Below are 15764 nucleotides of genomic sequence, written 5' to 3'. Positions count from 1 at the left end.
TACGGTGTACGGTACGCCGTACCAAGACCGTACGGAACAACTCGAGAACGAGGTGGAAGTGACTGCAGAACGCGTGATCGTCGCCGACGACGTGCGCAAGAACTACCCCGGCGGCACCGAGGGGGCGGGCCTGAACGGGTTCGATCTCGAGGTGGGCGCCGGGTCGGTGGTGGGACTGCTCGGCCCGAACGGCGCCGGCAAGACCACCGCGGTCCGGATCCTGTCCACGCTGCTCGACCTGGACTCCGGCGTCGCGACCGTCGCCGGGTACGACGTACGCCGCCAGGGCCAGGAGGTCCGGAAACGGATCGGCCTGGTCGGCCAGTACGCCGCGGTCGACGAGATCCTCACCGGCCGCCAGAACCTGGTGCTGTTCGGCCGCCTCAACCACCTCTCCCGCAGGGCGGCCGCGCAGCGCGCCGACGAGCTGCTCGACCGCTTCGCCCTGCACGACGCCGCGGACCAGGCCGCGAGCAAGTACTCCGGCGGGATGCGCCGGCGCCTCGACCTGGCCGCCAGCCTGATCGTCGCCCCGGCGCTGCTGTTCGTCGACGAGCCGACCACCGGGCTCGACCCGGCCGGGCGGCGCGAGGTCTGGTCCGCGGTCCGCGACCTGGTCCGGGCCGGTACGACGGTGCTGCTGACCACGCAATACCTGGAGGAGGCCGACCAGCTCGCCGACCGGATCTCGATGCTCAAGGCCGGCAAGGTCGTTGCCGAGGGCACCCCGGACCAGCTGAAGGCCCAGCTCGGCGGCGACTGGCTGGACCTGGTGCTGGCCGACCCCGGCGACGTCCCGGTGGTGCTTGGCCTGGTCGAGCGGCTGGCCGAGGGGGAGATCCGGGTCGACGACCTGACCGTCAGCGTCCCGGTGAAGGACCGCACCCGAGCACTCGTCGACGTGGCGACCGCGCTGCGCGACGTACGGATCGAGCCGGAGGACATCACGCTGAGACGCCCGACGCTGGACGAGGTCTTCCTGCACCTGACCGGAGCGGAGGTGGCGGCATGAGGTGGGCGCTGGCCGACGGCTGGACGATCGCGCTGCGCACGCTCACGCACTGGCGCAACCAGCCCGGGCTGGTGATCTTCGGCTGGTTCTTCCCGGTGCTGATGCTGCTGATGTTCGGTGCGCTGCTCGGCGGTGCGATGGAGATGCCGGGCGGTGAGTCGTACTACGAGCTGCTGGTGCCGGGGATCTTCACGCTGGCGATGCTGTTCGGGCTCGAAGGCACGATGACCGCGATCACCACCGACGCGGCGAAGGGCGTGACGGACCGGTTCCGGTCGCTGCCGATGAGCTCGGCGGCCGTCGTCCTGGGCCGGTGCATCGCCGACATGCTCGACTCGGCGGTCACGCTGGTCGTCCTGGCCGGCACCGGGCTCGCGCTCGGCTGGCGCTGGCACGGGTCGCCGCTGGAGGCGCTGGCGGCGTTCGGGCTGCTCCTGCTGCTGCGGTTCGCGCTGCTCTGGGTCGGGATCTTCATCGGGTTGTCGGTGCGCAACGCGGAGTCGATCACCGTGATCCAGGTGGCGATCTGGCCGATCGGGTTCCTGTCCAGCGCGTTCGTGAACACCGCGACGATGCCGGACTGGCTCGGCGCGGTCTCGCAGTGGAACCCTATGTCGTCGACGGCGACCGCGGCCCGCGGGCTGTTCGGCAACCCGGGCGGATCGGCCGGGTCGTGGATCGGTGAGCACGCGCTCGCCGGGGCGGTGATCTGGCCGTTGCTCCTGGTGATCGTGTTCCTGCCGCTGTCGGCCCGCAGGTTCCGGAACCTGTCCCGTTAGTCCCCCGCGGGTGGCACGTGAGCCAGTAGACTTTTCCCGAGGTAAACCGATCGACCCCGCCCAACGTCTCTACCAGTGTGCGACCTGGGTACCTGCTTCCCAGGTCACGGGGCATCGACAGGGGAACCATGGGGAGTCGTTCACGCGCCACCCGCGCCGCGGGACAGGCCGGCACGCCCGGCGACGGACAGTCCGAGGGGCGTTCCGAGGCCCGGCACAGCCGCGCCCGGACGGTGCCTCAGTCACTCGGGCTGACCCTGGTCAGCGCGATCCTGCCCGGGGCCGGGCTGATTCTCGGCGGCCGCCGCCGGATCGGTGCGTTCGTGCTCACCCTGACCCTCGGGCTGGTCGGCTTCGGCCTGTACGTCGGGTTCTGGCGCCGGGCCGAGGTGGTCGAGTCGTCGGTGATCCCGAACCGGCTGCTCGGGGCCGCGATCGCGATCGGCGCGCTGGCGCTCGGCTGGGTGATCGTGGTCGTCGCCTCGCACCGGTTGTTGCGCCCGGCAACGGGTGGGCCGGCCGGGCGGGCCGCCGGGGCGGTCTTCGTCGGGCTGCTCTGCTTCGCGATCACGGCGCCGGCGGCGGTCGGCGTACAGAGTGTGCTCGCGCAGCGCGATCTGGTGACCAACGTGTTCGTCTCCCAGGGCGAGAGCAAGAGCGCGACCCGGCCGGAGACGGTGAACGTGAAGGACCCGTGGGAGGACAAGCCGCGGCTGAACCTGCTGCTGCTCGGCGGTGACGACGGCAAGGGACGGATCGGCGTCCGGACCGACACCGTGATCGTCGCGAGCATCGACACCAAGACCGGGGACACGGCGCTGATCTCGCTGCCGCGGCAGCTGATGTTCATGCCGTTCCCGAAGGACTCGCCGCTGCACAAGTTCTACCCGAGCGGTTTCGGCAAGGAGGGGCTGAGCCTGACCGGGCGGCTGGAGTGGATGCTGACCGCGATGTACCAGAACATCCCCGAGGCGCACCCGGGGATCCTCGGCCCGTCCGACAACGAGGGCGCCGACGTGGTCAAGCAGTCCGTCGGCGAGGCCACCGGGCTCGACATCGACTACTACCTGCAGGTGAACCTGCAGGGCTTCGACCAGATCGTCGACGCGCTCGGCGGGATCACCGTGAACGTCAACGAGCGGGTCGCGATGGGCGGCATCAGCAGCTCGCACATCCCGCCCGGCCAGTGGATCGAGCCCGGCCCGAACCAGCACCTGGACGGCTTCAAGGCACTCTGGTTCGCGCGTGGCCGGTACGGCGCGGACGACGACCAGCGCCAGATCCGGCAGCGCTGCGCGATCAAGGGCATCGTCGACGCGGCCGACCCGAAGACCCTGGTCACGAAGTACCAGGCGATCGCGCGAGCCGGGAAGAACCTGCTCCGCACCGACATCCCGCAGGAGCTGCTGCCCGCGCTGGTCCAACTGGCCCTGAAGGTGAAGTCCGGGACGGTCTCGAACGTCGCCCTCGACCAGTCGAAGCTGAAGATGAAGTACCTGCACCCCGACTACGACGGGCTGCGCGAAACCATCGAGAAGGCCCTTGAGCACGACCCGGCCGACACCCCGGCGCCGCCGCCCAGTACTCCGGTGACACCCGGCAAGCCGGGCAAGTCCGGCACTCCCGCCGCGCCGCCCGCGGGTCCGACGGAGGATCTGCGGGATGCGTGCGCGTACCACCCGTCGGGCGATACGCCTTAGTCCACACATCCGGGGAACCATCGCGCTGATGGACGAGCAGCCGGCCGAGCGCCTGATTCTGCGCGCGCTCGACCGGCCGGTGGATCCGTCGTTACCGACCTTCGATCCGGGTGCTGCTCGCCGGCTCTACGAGCTGACGAAGGGCGTGCTCAGGTGAACAGGTCGGAGTCCGGGCCGAAGTCGGCCTCGTCGACGACCCGCCGGACCTCGACCTCGTCGTCCAGGGCCTCGGCGAGCCGTGCGGCCCACTCGATCGCCTCGTCCTTGCTGCGGACCTCGACGACGATGATGCCGCCGATCAGCTCCTTGGTCTCGGCGAACGGGCCGTCGGTCACGGTGCGCTTGCCGCCGGTCACCTTCACCCGCGCGCCGAGCGCGCTGCGGTGCACGCCCTCGGCGACCAGCAGCACCCCCGCCTTGGCCAGGTCGTCGACCAGCGCGCCGACGTTCGCGGCGACCTGGTCGCTCACCATCCGCCCGGCTTCGCTGGCTTCGTCGGCCTTGTTGATGATCATGTAGCGCATCTGCTGACTCCTCGTTGGTCGGTCGGTCACTTACTCTCACGTCGACCGGGTCATCGGGAGATCGACATGCTGGTCCGAACAGATTTCGGCGGACGCCGCTTGCCGTGACCCCGGGGGTGCTGTTCTATCGGTCGGGTGACGGTGACGGACACGCACGGGGCGATCGACGCGGTCTGGCGGATCGAGTCGGCCAGGATCGTGGCCGGGGTGGCGCGGATCGTGCGCGACGTCGGCCTGGCCGAGGAGCTGGCGCAGGACGCGCTGGTCGCGGCGCTGGAGCAGTGGCCGGAGTCCGGCGTACCGCGGAACCCGGGCGCCTGGCTGATGGCGATCGCCAAGCGGCGGGCAATCGACCTGATCCGGCGCAAGGAGACCTACCAGCGCAAGCTCGCGGAGATGGGCCACGAGCTGGAGATCGACGGCGACTCGGTCGAGGACGACGTCGAGGCGATCCTCGAGGACACCATCGAGGACGACCTGCTGCGACTGGTGTTCACCGCGTGCCACCCGGTGATCACCACCGACGCCCGGGTCAGCCTGACGCTGCGACTGCTCGGTGGGCTGAAGACCGACGAGATCGCTCGCGCGTTCCTCGCCCCCGAGGCGACCATCGCGCAGCGGATCGTGCGCGCCAAGCGCAACCTTGCGAAGGCCGAGGTCGGGTTCGAGGTCCCGACCGGTGACGAGTTGCTGAGCCGCCTCGGCTCCGTGCTCGAGGTCGTCTACCTGATCTACAACGAGGGGTACTCCGCGACTGCTGGCGACGACTGGATGCGCCCGAGCCTGTGCAACGAGGCGATCCGGCTCGGCCGGCTGCTCGCCGAGCTGCTGCCACAGGAGCCCGAGGTGCACGGCCTGCTCGCGCTGATGGAGCTGCAGTCGTCCCGCGTGAAGGCCCGCGTCGGCCCGGCCGGCGAGCCGGTGCTGCTGCTCGACCAGGACCGCCGCCGCTGGGACCGGCTGCTGATCCGGCGCGGCCTGGAGAGCATCGATCGCGCCTGGGCGCTCGACGGCGAGCCCGGCCCGTACGTGCTGCAGGCCGCGATCGCCGCCTGTCACGCGCGGGCGGCTGAGGCCGAGGACACCGACTGGGCGCGGATCGCCGGGCTGTACGCCGTACTCGCTGCTGCTGTGCCGTCACCCGTGGTCGAGCTGAACCGCGCGGTCGCGATCTCGATGGCGTTCGGCCCGGAGAACGGGCTGGTCGCGGTCGACGCGCTGCTCGACGAGCCGGCGCTGAAGGACTACCACCTGCTGCCGAGCGTGCGCGGCGATCTGCTGTTCAAGCTCGGCCGGCTCGACGAGGCGCGGGCCGAGTTCGAACGGGCGGCGTCGCTGACCCGTAACGAGCGGGAGCGCGCGCTCCTGCTGGACCGCGCCGCCGCCTGCTGAGCCGCACCGCGTGACTCACGGGTTGGTCGCGGACCCGCCTCGGCGGGCGAGTGCGAGGCTGATTAGCGTGGTGATCGCCATCGCGCCCAGGCCGACCAGGGCCGCGGTGGTGTAGGCGCTGTCCGCGGGGAAGAGGCCGTCGGTGCCCGCGGCGAGGATCAGGCCGCCGATCGCGCTGCCCAGGGCGTACCCGACGCTGCGGACGACGTAGTTGAAGCTCATCGCGCTCGACGTCTCGCTCTTGGGCGTGACGGCCAGGATGACGCCGGGCATCGCGGCCGAGAAGCCGCCGACGCCGAGGCCGAGCACGCCCATCGCGACGAACAGCTCGACCAGGTGCGATCGGGCCGCCGCGAACAGGGCGAACCCGCCGCCGACCACGACGGCGCTCGCGGCCAGGAGCAGCGGATCGGCGATCCGCGTCCGGGCCCGCGGTGTGAGCTTGCCGGCGACGAATCCCAAGACCGAGAACGGGATCAGCACGAGGCCGGCGACGAAGGTCGTCAGCCCGAAACCGTACCCGGCGCCGTTCGGCGTCTGCGCGTACCGGGTGATCAGCGTGAGCAGCAGGTACATCCCGATCCCGCTTGTGAACATGGCCAGGTTCGCCCCGGCGACCGCCGGGTGCCGTACCGCCCGTACGTCGACCAGCGGCGCCGTACTGCGCAGCTCGACGACGATCCAGGCGCCGAGCAGCACCACCGCGACGGCGGCAAGGCCGGCCGCCACGGCGAGGTGCTGGTTCCACAGATTGCGCTCGCCCGCGAGGAGCAGCACCAGCACCAGCGCGCAGGCCAGGACGACCGCGCCCGCCAGGTCCAGGTGGGCGGAGCGGCCCTCAGGGGCTTCGGGCATCGAGCTCCACGCGGTCAGCAGGGCGGCCGTGGTCACCACCAGCCCGAGCCCGTACGCCGCCCGTACGCCGCCGAGCTCGGCGAGCAGCGCGGCCAGCGGGTAGCCGACGCCGGCCCCGATGATCGAGACCACCGAGATCAGCGCGATCACGGCCGCGCTGCGCTTCTCGGGCAGGTGGTCCCGGGCCACGCCCATCATCAGCGCCGTCAGCCCGAGCCCGACGCCCTGGGCCGCCCGGCCGATCAGCAGGCACGCGAACGGCAGCGGCAGGACGGTGAGCGTGCTGCCGGCGACCACGATCGCCAGCGTGGCGAGGATCGTGGCTCGCCGGTGCGGGCCGGCGCCGAGCCGGCCCAGGACGGGCGTGGCGACGGCGCCGCTCAGCAACGCGATCGTCAGGGTCCACTGCGCGCTGCCGAGCGAGACGTGGAAGGAGGTCGCCACGCTGGTGATCAGCGGCGTCCCGAGGCTGGCCACCGCCGCCACGACCAGCGCGATGAACACCAGGGCGGGGACCAGCAGCCGGTCCTCCGTCACATCGACAGATCGCTCGGTCACTGCTTCGGCCCTTCGCGGTCCTGGCTCTCGAGCTCGGCCAGATGGTCCAGCGCCGGAAGGGCCGCCCGCAGCGCGTCGATCTCGTCGGTGGACAGCCGGCCGATCAACCGCTCGAACGCGTCCACGCCCGCCTGGCGTCGCGCCCGGACGTAGGCGGCGCCGGCCTCGGTCAGGCACACCAGCGTGATCCGCCGGTCGGACGCATTACCCCGCCGCTCGACCAGGCCGGACTCCTCCATCACCCGGACCAGCGTGGTCATCGCGGGCTGGGTGACGCCCTCGACCGCGGCCAGATCGGTGATGCGTCGCGGGCCGGTCCGGTCCAGGGTGGCCAGGGTGGCGGCGGACGTCAGGCTCATGTCCCGGGGCAGGCGCCGGGTGGCTCTGGTGGCCAGCCCGTAGAGGGCGGCCCCGATGTCGTGGTGACCCATCCGAGAAGCATAGCTCATTTATATACAAGCTTTATGGAAATCTTCCGGGAGAGCGGTGTCGATTCCGGGCTGGCGTGATCGACGCAGTGGTGCGAGGCCGGACCGCGGCCCCCGAGACGAGGAGCAAGCTGATGGACAAGGTCACCTCGGCGGACGGTACGCCGATCGCCTACGACAAGCTCGGCGCCGGACCCGCGGTGGTCCTGGTCTGCGGAGGCTCGGTCGACCGGATGTCGAACGCGCCGCTGGCCGCGCTGCTGGCCGAGCACTTCACCGTCTACAACTACGACCGCCGCGGCCGCGGCGACTCCGGCGACGCTCCCGAGTACGCCGTCGAGCGCGAGTTCGAGGACCTCGGCGCGGTGATCGCGGCCGCGGGCGGTACGGCGTACGTCTACGGGACGTCGTCGGGTGCGGCGCTCGCGCTGCTGGCGACGGCCTCGGGGCTGCCGGTCGGGCGGCTGGTGCTGTGGGAGCCGCCGTACATCCTCGACGGCACCCGGCCGCGGCCGCTGGCGAACACCGCCGACATCTACCGGGACTTCGTCGCCGCCGGGCGGCGGGACAAGGCGGCGGAGTACTTCATGGCCGAGGTGGTCGGGCTGCCGGAGGAGTTCGTCGCGATGGCGAAGGCGTCGCCGTGGTGGCCCGCGCAGGAGGCGATCGCGCACACGCTCGCGTACGACGCGACGGTGATGGGTGACTACTCGCTCCCGGTCGACGCGCTCGCGAAGGTGGGTGTCCCGACGCGGGTGCTGACCGGCGGCGCGTCGTGGCAGTGGATGGTCGACGGGAACCTCGCCGTCGTGGCCGGGCTGGTGGACGGCAGTCACCGTACGCTCGACGGTCAGGAGCACAACGTCGACCCGGCCGTGATGGCCGGCGCGCTGAAGGAGTTCTTCGGATGAGGTTCCGGACGGTTCTGCAGGGGACGACGAAGGTCGGTTTCGAGGTCCCGCCCGAGGTGGTCGAGTCGTTCGGCGCGGGCAAGAAGCCCGCGGTGCGGGTGACGATCGGCGACTTCACCTACCGCAGCACGGTCGCGGTGATGGGCGGGGTCTACATGGTCGGTGTCAACGCCGACAACCGCGCGGCGGCGGGGGTCGCCGGGGGCGACGAGGTCGAGATCGAGCTGGAGCTCGACACGGCCCCGCGCGAGGTCGCCGTACCGGCGGACTTCGCCGCGGCCCTGGACGCGAGCCCGAAGGCGAAGGCGTTCTACGAGGGGCTCTCGTACAGCCAGCGCCGCTGGTTCGTGCTCGGCATCGAGGAGGCCAAGAAACCGGAAACCCGCGCCAACCGGATCACCAAGGCGGTCGAACGCCTGGCGTCAGGACGCGGGCAGAGGTGACCTGCGGTGCGTCCGGAGGAGGCTGGGACCTCTTCCGGACGCTGCAGGAATCGAACTAGCCGACGGTGATCAGGCCACCGGCGTTGGTGCGGGCGGCGTCGAAGCGCTGCTGGGCGTCGGCCCAGTTCACGACGTTCCACCAGGCCTTGACGTAGTCCGGCTTGACGTTCTTGTACTGCAGGTAGAAGGCGTGCTCCCACATGTCCAGCATCACGATCGGGATCTGCCCGGCCGGCAGCTGACCCTGCTGGTCGTACAGCTGGTGGATCAGCAGGCCGCCGCCGAGCGCGTCCCAGCCGAGGATGGCCCAGCCGGAGCCCTGGATGGTGGTCGCCGCCGCGGTGAAGTGCGCCTGGAACGCGTCGAACGAGCCGAACGACTCGTCGATCGCGGCCGCCAGCTCACCGTCCGGCTTGTCCCCACCCTCCGGCGACAGGTTCTTCCAGAAGATCGAGTGGTTGACGTGCCCGCCCAGGTTGAAGGCGAGGGTCTTCTCCAGCCCGACGATCGCGCCGAAGTCGCCGCCCTCGCGGGCCGCGGCCAGCTTCTCGAGCGTGTCGTTCAGACCCTTCACGTAGGTGGCGTGGTGCTTGGAGTGGTGCAGCTCCATGATCTCCCCGGCGATGTGCGGCGCCAGTGCGCCGTAGTCGTAGGAAAGGTCGGGAAGCGTGTACGTGGTCAACTCTGCTCCTTCGTCAGGGCCCGCGCGGGGGCCGGTATCTCCGATGTCCTGTCCGAGCTACACCAGCTTGAAACTTCAACCACGGTTGAGGTCAAGTCACCACGCGGGGCGGCGTGGATGTCCCGACCAGTGCCCGGTCCGGCGCCGTTCACACCACGCCGGTCGCCTCCAGCTTCACATACTCCGGCCACGCACCCACGCCGGAGGTCTCCCAGTCTCGTCACAGCCCACCTGCTCAGAGCCCTGACCTCTCGAACCACCCCGGGAACCCCGCGTCCCGCCTTCCACGAACCTCCCCAGTACGACCGGAGCCGCGCTCGCGACCACCACCGCCAGTGCCGCCGGGATCAGCAGCGCCACGGGGAGCCCGGCCTGCCCCGCGACCGCGCCGATCAGCGCCGGCCCGACCAGACCGCCGCCGTAACTGATCGTCGTCACGCTCGACAGCCGCCGCCCGGAGGCGCCGGAGCTGCCGAGCGTGCTCACCACGACCGGCCAGACGACAGCCATCCCGGCGCCGGCCAGGATCCAGCCGGCCATCGCCGTACCGACCTGTGCTGCCGGAGCGACAACTGAGAGCAGCACCAGCCCGTAGCCGGCGGTCGCGACCGCGCCGGCGTACCGGATCGTCGCCGTCGGCCCGAGCCGGGCGCGGACGGGATCCCCGACGAACCGGACGACGGTCATCGCGACGAAGAACGCGGTGTAGACGAGCGACCCGATCGCCGGATCGGCGCCGAGCACGCGGGTCGCATGGACCCCCGCCCAGTCGGTCGCCGCGCCTTCGGTGAGGAACGCGGCCGCTCCGACGACCCCGAGCGCGATCACGAGCTTCGTGCCGCGCTCCGCGCTTTCCGGCGAGGCCTGACCTCGGTGCCCGCGAGCGTCGCCTACCTGCGGCGACGGCAGCCCGCGCGTCATCACAACCGCCGCGACACTCAACGCCCCCGCGAGCAGCACCAACACCACCCGCACCTCCAACCCACCCCGCAGCCCGACCGTCGCCAGCGCCCCACCAAGCACCGCCCCGAGTGTCCACGTCCCGTGCATCGTCCCCATCACCGCACGCCCGGTCGCCCGCTCGACGCCCACCGCCTGCAGACTCAGCGCCACGTTCAGCGCCCCTGACAGCACCCCGAACACCACCGCCGCCCCCACCAGCACCCCGTACGACGGCGCAGCCGCGACCAGCACCGGCGCCGGCGCGGCCGCCCGCAGCGACCACACCAGCACCCGGCGCCCGCCGTACCGGTCAGCCAGCCGCCCGGCGATCGGCATCGCCACCAACGCCCCGAGCGCCAGCGCCATCAGCAGCACGCCGAGCCGCCCGGGCCCGAGATCGAGCCGCGCATCGGTCGCCGGCAGGGTCGCACCCCACGCGGCGTTCAGCACCCCGGTCACGCCGTAGCACCCTGCTGTCCGCTTCATCCTCCGACGATGCGGCCGCGGCGCCGCCGAACTCCAACACCTGTTCGGCGCCGATTCACGCGCTCGGGGTGTCAATCACCAGCGCCACCCCGCTGCGGATATCCACCACCAGCGCCACCCCGCTGCGGACATCCACCACCCACCAGCCCGAGTTCTACGGGAGCTGCTGAGCAACCACCCGGCCGAGGCGACCTCAGCCACAGGCAACGTCGTCGGCCGCATCACACACAACCTGTAGTCGCAGGCCACCCCGCCGACCTGCACCACTGATCAAGCGAGCCACCGGCCTGTCGCCCACGCTCAGCGCGCCCTCGATCATCGGCCCGACGCCTGCTTGATCAGTGCTGGATGGCGGGCGCCAGCCGCCACAAGCTGGTGATCTCCCGCGCGCGGGCCTCCGCCAGCAGGCCGCCGCCTCGGCCGCCTCCTCCTTGTCGGGTTCGGGCTGTCTGGGCCCTGGTGTGCCGGGGCGCGATCTCGGATCGCCCGGCGACTGCGAGGCCCCCGCTCTCGATCAGCTTCAGCAGTTCATCGCGGGAGCGCAGCCCGAGGTGCTCGGCCAGGTCAGAGAGGATCAGCCAGACCTGGCCGCCGGGCTCCAGGTGGTCGCGCGCGCCGGACAGGAAGCGGCGCAGCATCTGGCTGTTCTCGTCGTAGACCGCGTGGTCGAGGAGGCCGATCGGCCGGGCTGGGATCCAGGGCGGGTTGCAGACGATCAGGTCAGCCCGGCCGGGTGGGAACAGGTCGGCGCGCACCACGTCGGCGGTCAGCCCGAGCCGGGTCAGGTTCTCCCGCGCACACTCGACCGCCCGAGGGCTCAGATCCGTTGCTGTCACCGCGAAACCGCGCTTCGCCAGTACGGCAGCCAGCACTCCGGTCCCGGTCCCTACATCAAATGCTTGACCTACTGCGTCCAGCGGTGCCCGAGCGACCAAGTCCGCGTACTCGCTCCGGGTCGGCGCGAACACCCCGTAGTGCGGATGGATCCGACCACCCAGCGCAGGCACCTCGACCCCGCGAAGCCGCAGCTGCTCGGCCCCGATCACCCCCAGCAACTCCTGCAGCGGCACCAGCCGATCGCCCCGGCCGACGCCGTACGCGAGCAGACAAGCCCGTCGCACGTCCGGCGCCCGCCGCGCCTCCACGCCGTACGAGCTGTCGATCCGCACCAGCACCGAGTTCACGACCCGCATCTGCCGGCCCCGCGCACGCCGGTACGACGCGAAGTCCGACTCGCGAGGTCTGAGTCGCCGCTTGAGCGCGGCGACCACCTGCTTCCCGGTGTGCCAGTCGCCCTGCCAGAGCAGGCGAGAGCCTCGCTCGATGGCGCGGAGCGCGCGCGAAGCCGACCAGGTGTCGTCGATGACGAGAGGTGTGTCCATCAGCCGTTCCTGCTGCGAAGAGAAGTGACCGGGGGCAGCGCTGCTCACCTCGCGGCGCGCGAGCGCGGCGAGGGAGCGGGAACGGCTGAGTCAGTGGACGACTGGCGCGTGCACGGGGCAGGTCACGGGGGTGACGCTACGACACGACGAGGCCCGCGGGCACCGGGTTTCCGGGGCGCTGAGTGCTCGGGTGGTGACGCGTGGCGCGAGGATGCGGTGGGGGCTAATAGACTTCACGGGTCGATCCCGGTGGCTTGCCCGGCCAGCGGGGTCTTGAGATCCCCACACCGAACCCGAGGTTGTTGTCGTGCTCACCATGCAGGACGCGCTGCTCGCGCTGACGAAGTACTGGACCGACCGGGGCTGCATGGTGGTGCAGCCGTTCAACACCGAGGTGGGTGCCGGCACGCTGAACCCGGCCACCATCCTGCGGGTGCTCGGTCCCGAGCCGTGGCGGGTCGCGTACGTCGAGCCGAGCGTGCGCCCCGACGACAGCCGCTACGGCGAGAACCCGAACCGGCTGCAGACGCACACCCAGTTCCAGGTGGTGCTCAAGCCGGACCCGGGCAACCCGCAGGAGCTGTTCCTGGCCAGCCTCGAGGTGCTCGGCATCGACATCCACGCCCACGACGTGCGCTTCGTCGAGGACAACTGGGCCAACCCGGCGACCGGTTCCTGGGGGCTGGGCTGGGAGGTCTGGCTGGACGGCCTGGAGATCACCCAGTTCACCTACTTCCAGCAGGCCGGCGGCATGACGCTGGACCCGGTGTCGGTGGAGATCACCTACGGCATCGAGCGGATCATGATGGCGCTGCAGGGCGTCTCGCACTTCAAGGACATCGCCTACGCGCCGGGTATCTCGTACGGCGAGGCGTTCGGCCAGGCCGAGTACGAGATGAGCCGGTACTACCTCGACGACGCCGACGTGGAGTCGCAGAAGCGGCTCTTCGAGGAGTACGCCGCGGAGGCGCGCCGGATGCTCGACGCGCGGCTGCCGGTCCCGGCGCACATCAACGTGCTGCGCTGCTCGCACACCTTCAACGTGCTCGACGCCCGCGGCGCGGTCAGCACCACCGAGCGCGCCAAGGCGTTCGGCCGGATGCGCACGCTGGCCCGTGAGGTCGCGCAGCTGTGGGCCGAGCGGCGCACCGAGCTGGAGTACCCGCTGGGCCAGGCCGAGCTGCCGGCCGCGGCTGAGGTGCCGACGTCGTTCCCGAAGGTCTCCGGGACGCGGCAGTTGCTGTTCGAGATCGGGACCGAGGAGATGCCGCCGTCGGAGGTCGCGAAGACCGCCGAGTCGGTGCGCAAGGCCCTCACCGAGAAGCTCGCGGCGACCCGACTCGGGCACGGCACCGTCACGACGTACGCGACCCCGCGCCGGGTCGTGGCCTTCGTCACCGAGGTGCAGGCCGGCGAGCCGGACGCCGAGAAGGTTGCCCGCGGCCCGAAGAAGGCCGCGGCGTTCGATGCCGAAGGCAACATCACCAAGGCCGCCGCCGGGTTCGCCCGCGGCCAGGGCGTGGACGCCTCGGAGCTGCACGACCTGGACGTCGACGGCGTCACGTACGTCGCGGTGACCAAGCCCGACCCGGGCCGCGGTGCCGCCGAGGTGCTGAGCGGCGTACTGAGCGAGATCGTGACCGGGCTGCGCTCGGACAAGAACATGCGCTGGAACGACGCCAAGCTGTCGTTCACCCGGCCGGTGCGCTGGCTGGTCGCGCTGCTCGGCGACCAGGTCGTCCCGGTCGCGGCGTCGACGCTGACCGCCGGGCGGATCACCCGGGTGCACCGGACGGCGGCGCAGCCGACCGTGGAGATCGCGGCCGCCGAGGGGTACCTCGATCTGCTCCGGATCCACGGCATCGAGGCCGACCCGGCCCGGCGGCGGACGCAGATCGTCGAGGCGGCGCAGGAACTGGCCGCGACCGTCGGCGGCAGTGTCGACGTCGAGGGCGAGTCGGCGCTGATCGACCAGATCGTCAACCTGGTCGAGGAGCCGACCGCGATCCTCGGCGGCTTCGAGCCGGCGTACCTGGACCTGCCGGGCGAGATCCTCACCACCGTGATGCGCAAGCACCAGCGCTACCTGCCGGTGCGGGACGCGGACGGGAAGCTGCTCCCGCACTTCGTTGCCGTGGCCAACGGTTCGGTGAAGCCGGACGTGGTCCGCGGGGGCAACGAAGGTGTGCTGCGGGCGCGGTACGAGGACGCGAGCTTCTTCTGGCGCGCGGACCTGCAGACCACGCCGGAGACGATGAAGGGCGAGCTGGACAAGCTGGCCTTCGAGGAGAAGCTCGGCTCGATGGCCCAGCGGGCCGGCCGGATCGGGCGGATCGCACAGTCGCTGGCCGGGACCGTCGGGCTCGACGGCGACGACCTGACCACGCTGAACCGGGCTGCCGAGCTGGCCAAGTTCGACCTCGGGTCGCAGATGGTGGTCGAGCTGACCAGCCTGGCCGGGACGATGGCCCGCGAGTACGCGCGCCGCGCCGGCGAGACCGAGGCGGTCGCGCAGGCGCTGTTCGACCTGGAGCTGCCGCGCTCGGCCGGTGACCCGGTCCCGGCGACGACGCCGGGCGCGCTGCTCGCGCTGGCCGACCGCTTCGACCTGCTCGCCGGCCTGTTCGCGATCGGCGCCAAGCCGACCGGTTCGTCGGACCCGTTCGCCCTGCGTCGCGCCGCGGCCGGTGTGGTGGCGATCCTGCGCGAGCACCCGTCGCTCCGGGCGATCACGCTCCCGGTCGGCCTCGCGGCCGCCGCCGAGCAGATCGGTGCCCAGGGCATCGAGGTGCCCGCCGAGTCGCTGGCCGAGGTGTCCGAGTTCGCCGTACGCCGGTACGAGCAGCAGCTGATCGACCGCGGCGACGACCACCTCCAGGTCGCGGCGGTGCTTCCGCTCGCCGAGGCCCCGGCGCTGGCCGACGAGACCCTCGCCGAGCTCGGCCGCCAGGTCGACACCGAGGGCTTCGCCGAACTGGTCGCCGTCCTGCAGCGGGCCCGCCGGATCGTGCCGGCCGGCACCGACCCGTCGTACGACCCGAGCAAGCTCACCGAGCCCGCGGAGGTCGTGCTGCACGAGGCAGTCCAGAAGGTCACCCCGGCCCCGACCACCCTCGCCGAGTTCGTCCCGGCGGCATCGGTGCTGGTCGAGCCGATCACCACGTTCTTCGAGGAGATCCTGGTGATGGCCGAAGACCCAGAGGTCAAGGCCGCCCGCCTCGGCCTGCTCGCCACCATCCGCGACCTGGCGGCGCCGGTCCTGGACTGGCAGGCGCTTGGTACCAGCCTCGGCTGATCCGTTGGTGAAGGGCGCCCGGCTGCTGCGGCCGGGCGCCCTTTGCTGTTCACTGAGCTGTGGCTGAGATCGTGTGCATCTGTGGGTCCTTGAAGTTCGCGGACGAGATGGTGGCGGTGAACCGGGAGCTGAGCCTCGCCGGGGTGATCGTCGTTGCGCCTGGCGACTTCGGTGCGGAGCTCACCGACGAGCAGAAGGTTGCGTTGGGGGAGTTGCATCTGCGGAAGATCGATCTGGCCGACCGGGTGCTGGTGGTGAATCCCGGTGGGTATCTCGGGGAGTCGACGCGGCGGGAGATCGCGTACGCCGAGGCGGTGGGGAAGCCGGTTTCGTTCACCGGGTGAGCGCAAGGTCGCGGGTTCAGCTCCGACCAGG

15 protein-coding genes are annotated in these 15764 nt (G+C 71.3%); 9 read left to right on the top strand and 6 right to left on the bottom strand.

Translation table 11 applies throughout. The annotated features are described in order from the left end of the window. The first annotated feature begins 58 nt into the window (after positions 1-58). From AB0M01_RS05430 to AB0M01_RS05415, 4 genes are all read left to right on the top strand, one after another. The gene (locus AB0M01_RS05430; RefSeq protein WP_363665701.1) at positions 59-1012 is read left to right on the top strand and encodes an ATP-binding cassette domain-containing protein; all 954 of its coding nucleotides are present in this window, start codon (positions 59-61) and stop codon (positions 1010-1012) included. Next, the gene (locus AB0M01_RS05425) at positions 1009-1791 is read left to right on the top strand and encodes an ABC transporter permease (protein ID WP_363665699.1); all 783 of its coding nucleotides are present in this window, start codon (positions 1009-1011) and stop codon (positions 1789-1791) included. Before AB0M01_RS05430 ends, AB0M01_RS05425 begins: the two co-directional genes overlap by 4 nt. A gap of 128 nt (positions 1792-1919) precedes the next feature. Beyond that, positions 1920-3491, top strand: a complete 1572-nt coding sequence (locus tag AB0M01_RS05420) for an LCP family protein (RefSeq protein WP_363665697.1) — start codon at positions 1920-1922, stop codon at positions 3489-3491. 28 nt (positions 3492-3519) lie between these two features. Continuing rightward, positions 3520-3648 carry a hypothetical protein gene (locus AB0M01_RS05415; RefSeq protein WP_363665695.1) on the top strand — a complete coding sequence of 43 codons (129 nt, stop codon included), beginning with the start codon at positions 3520-3522 and terminating at the stop codon, positions 3646-3648. Here the strand turns inward: AB0M01_RS05415 and AB0M01_RS05410 are convergent. Further along, positions 3641-4015, bottom strand: a complete 375-nt coding sequence (locus tag AB0M01_RS05410) for a YciI family protein (protein WP_363665693.1) — start codon at positions 4013-4015, stop codon at positions 3641-3643. The two genes, AB0M01_RS05415 and AB0M01_RS05410, sit on opposite strands and share 8 nt — an antisense overlap. 135 nt (positions 4016-4150) lie before the next feature. Between AB0M01_RS05410 and AB0M01_RS05405 the strand changes: the two genes are divergently transcribed. Then, complete coding sequence (locus AB0M01_RS05405; RefSeq protein WP_363665691.1) at positions 4151-5407, top strand: RNA polymerase sigma factor; 1257 nt, start codon at positions 4151-4153, stop codon at positions 5405-5407. A 15-nt stretch (positions 5408-5422) separates the two neighbouring features. On the opposite strand, the gene AB0M01_RS05400 is transcribed toward AB0M01_RS05405, so the two are convergent. Both AB0M01_RS05400 and AB0M01_RS05395 read right to left on the bottom strand, forming a co-directional pair. Then, on the bottom strand, positions 5423-6820 hold the full coding sequence (locus AB0M01_RS05400; protein ID WP_363665690.1) for an MFS transporter: 1398 nt from the start codon (positions 6818-6820) through the stop codon (positions 5423-5425). Beyond that, positions 6817-7251 (bottom strand): MarR family transcriptional regulator, encoded by a 435-nt coding sequence (locus AB0M01_RS05395; RefSeq protein ID WP_363665688.1) that lies wholly within the window; start codon positions 7249-7251, stop codon positions 6817-6819. Before AB0M01_RS05395 ends, AB0M01_RS05400 begins: the two co-directional genes overlap by 4 nt. A gap of 131 nt (positions 7252-7382) precedes the next feature. On the opposite strand from AB0M01_RS05395, the gene AB0M01_RS05390 reads away from it, so the two are divergent. Both AB0M01_RS05390 and AB0M01_RS05385 read left to right on the top strand, forming a co-directional pair. Further along, a complete protein-coding gene (locus tag AB0M01_RS05390; protein ID WP_363665686.1) occupies positions 7383-8159 on the top strand; it encodes an alpha/beta fold hydrolase in 777 nt (258 codons plus the stop codon). Further along, positions 8156-8602, top strand: coding sequence for a YdeI/OmpD-associated family protein (locus tag AB0M01_RS05385; protein ID WP_363665684.1), 447 nt, complete (start codon positions 8156-8158; stop codon positions 8600-8602). Before AB0M01_RS05390 ends, AB0M01_RS05385 begins: the two co-directional genes overlap by 4 nt. A gap of 55 nt (positions 8603-8657) precedes the next feature. Here the strand turns inward: AB0M01_RS05385 and AB0M01_RS05380 are convergent, their stop codons facing one another. From AB0M01_RS05380 to AB0M01_RS05370, 3 genes are all read right to left on the bottom strand, one after another. Beyond that, positions 8658-9284: a superoxide dismutase gene (locus AB0M01_RS05380; RefSeq protein WP_363665682.1), complete on the bottom strand. Its 627-nt coding sequence runs from the start codon at positions 9282-9284 to the stop codon at positions 8658-8660. Between the two features lie 174 nt (positions 9285-9458). Next, positions 9459-10712: an MFS transporter gene (locus AB0M01_RS05375; protein WP_363665680.1), complete on the bottom strand. Its 1254-nt coding sequence runs from the start codon at positions 10710-10712 to the stop codon at positions 9459-9461. A 338-nt stretch (positions 10713-11050) separates the two neighbouring features. After that, on the bottom strand, positions 11051-12094 hold the full coding sequence (locus AB0M01_RS05370; RefSeq protein WP_363665678.1) for a methyltransferase: 1044 nt from the start codon (positions 12092-12094) through the stop codon (positions 11051-11053). Between the two features lie 316 nt (positions 12095-12410). On the opposite strand from AB0M01_RS05370, the gene AB0M01_RS05365 reads away from it, so the two are divergent. Together AB0M01_RS05365 and AB0M01_RS05360 are read left to right on the top strand one after the other, a co-directional pair. Further along, a complete protein-coding gene (locus AB0M01_RS05365) occupies positions 12411-15389 on the top strand; it encodes a glycine--tRNA ligase (protein ID WP_363666214.1) in 2979 nt (992 codons plus the stop codon). 59 nt (positions 15390-15448) lie between these two features. Next, a complete protein-coding gene (locus AB0M01_RS05360) occupies positions 15449-15733 on the top strand; it encodes a hypothetical protein (RefSeq protein WP_363665676.1) in 285 nt (94 codons plus the stop codon). The last annotated feature ends 31 nt before the right edge of the window (positions 15734-15764 follow it).

Source organism: Kribbella sp. NPDC051770 (assembly GCF_040681455.1).
Lineage (GTDB): Bacteria > Actinomycetota > Actinomycetes > Propionibacteriales > Kribbellaceae > Kribbella.
Note: the sequence above shows the minus strand (reverse complement) of the source record. Positions and strands in the feature narration are given on the sequence as shown.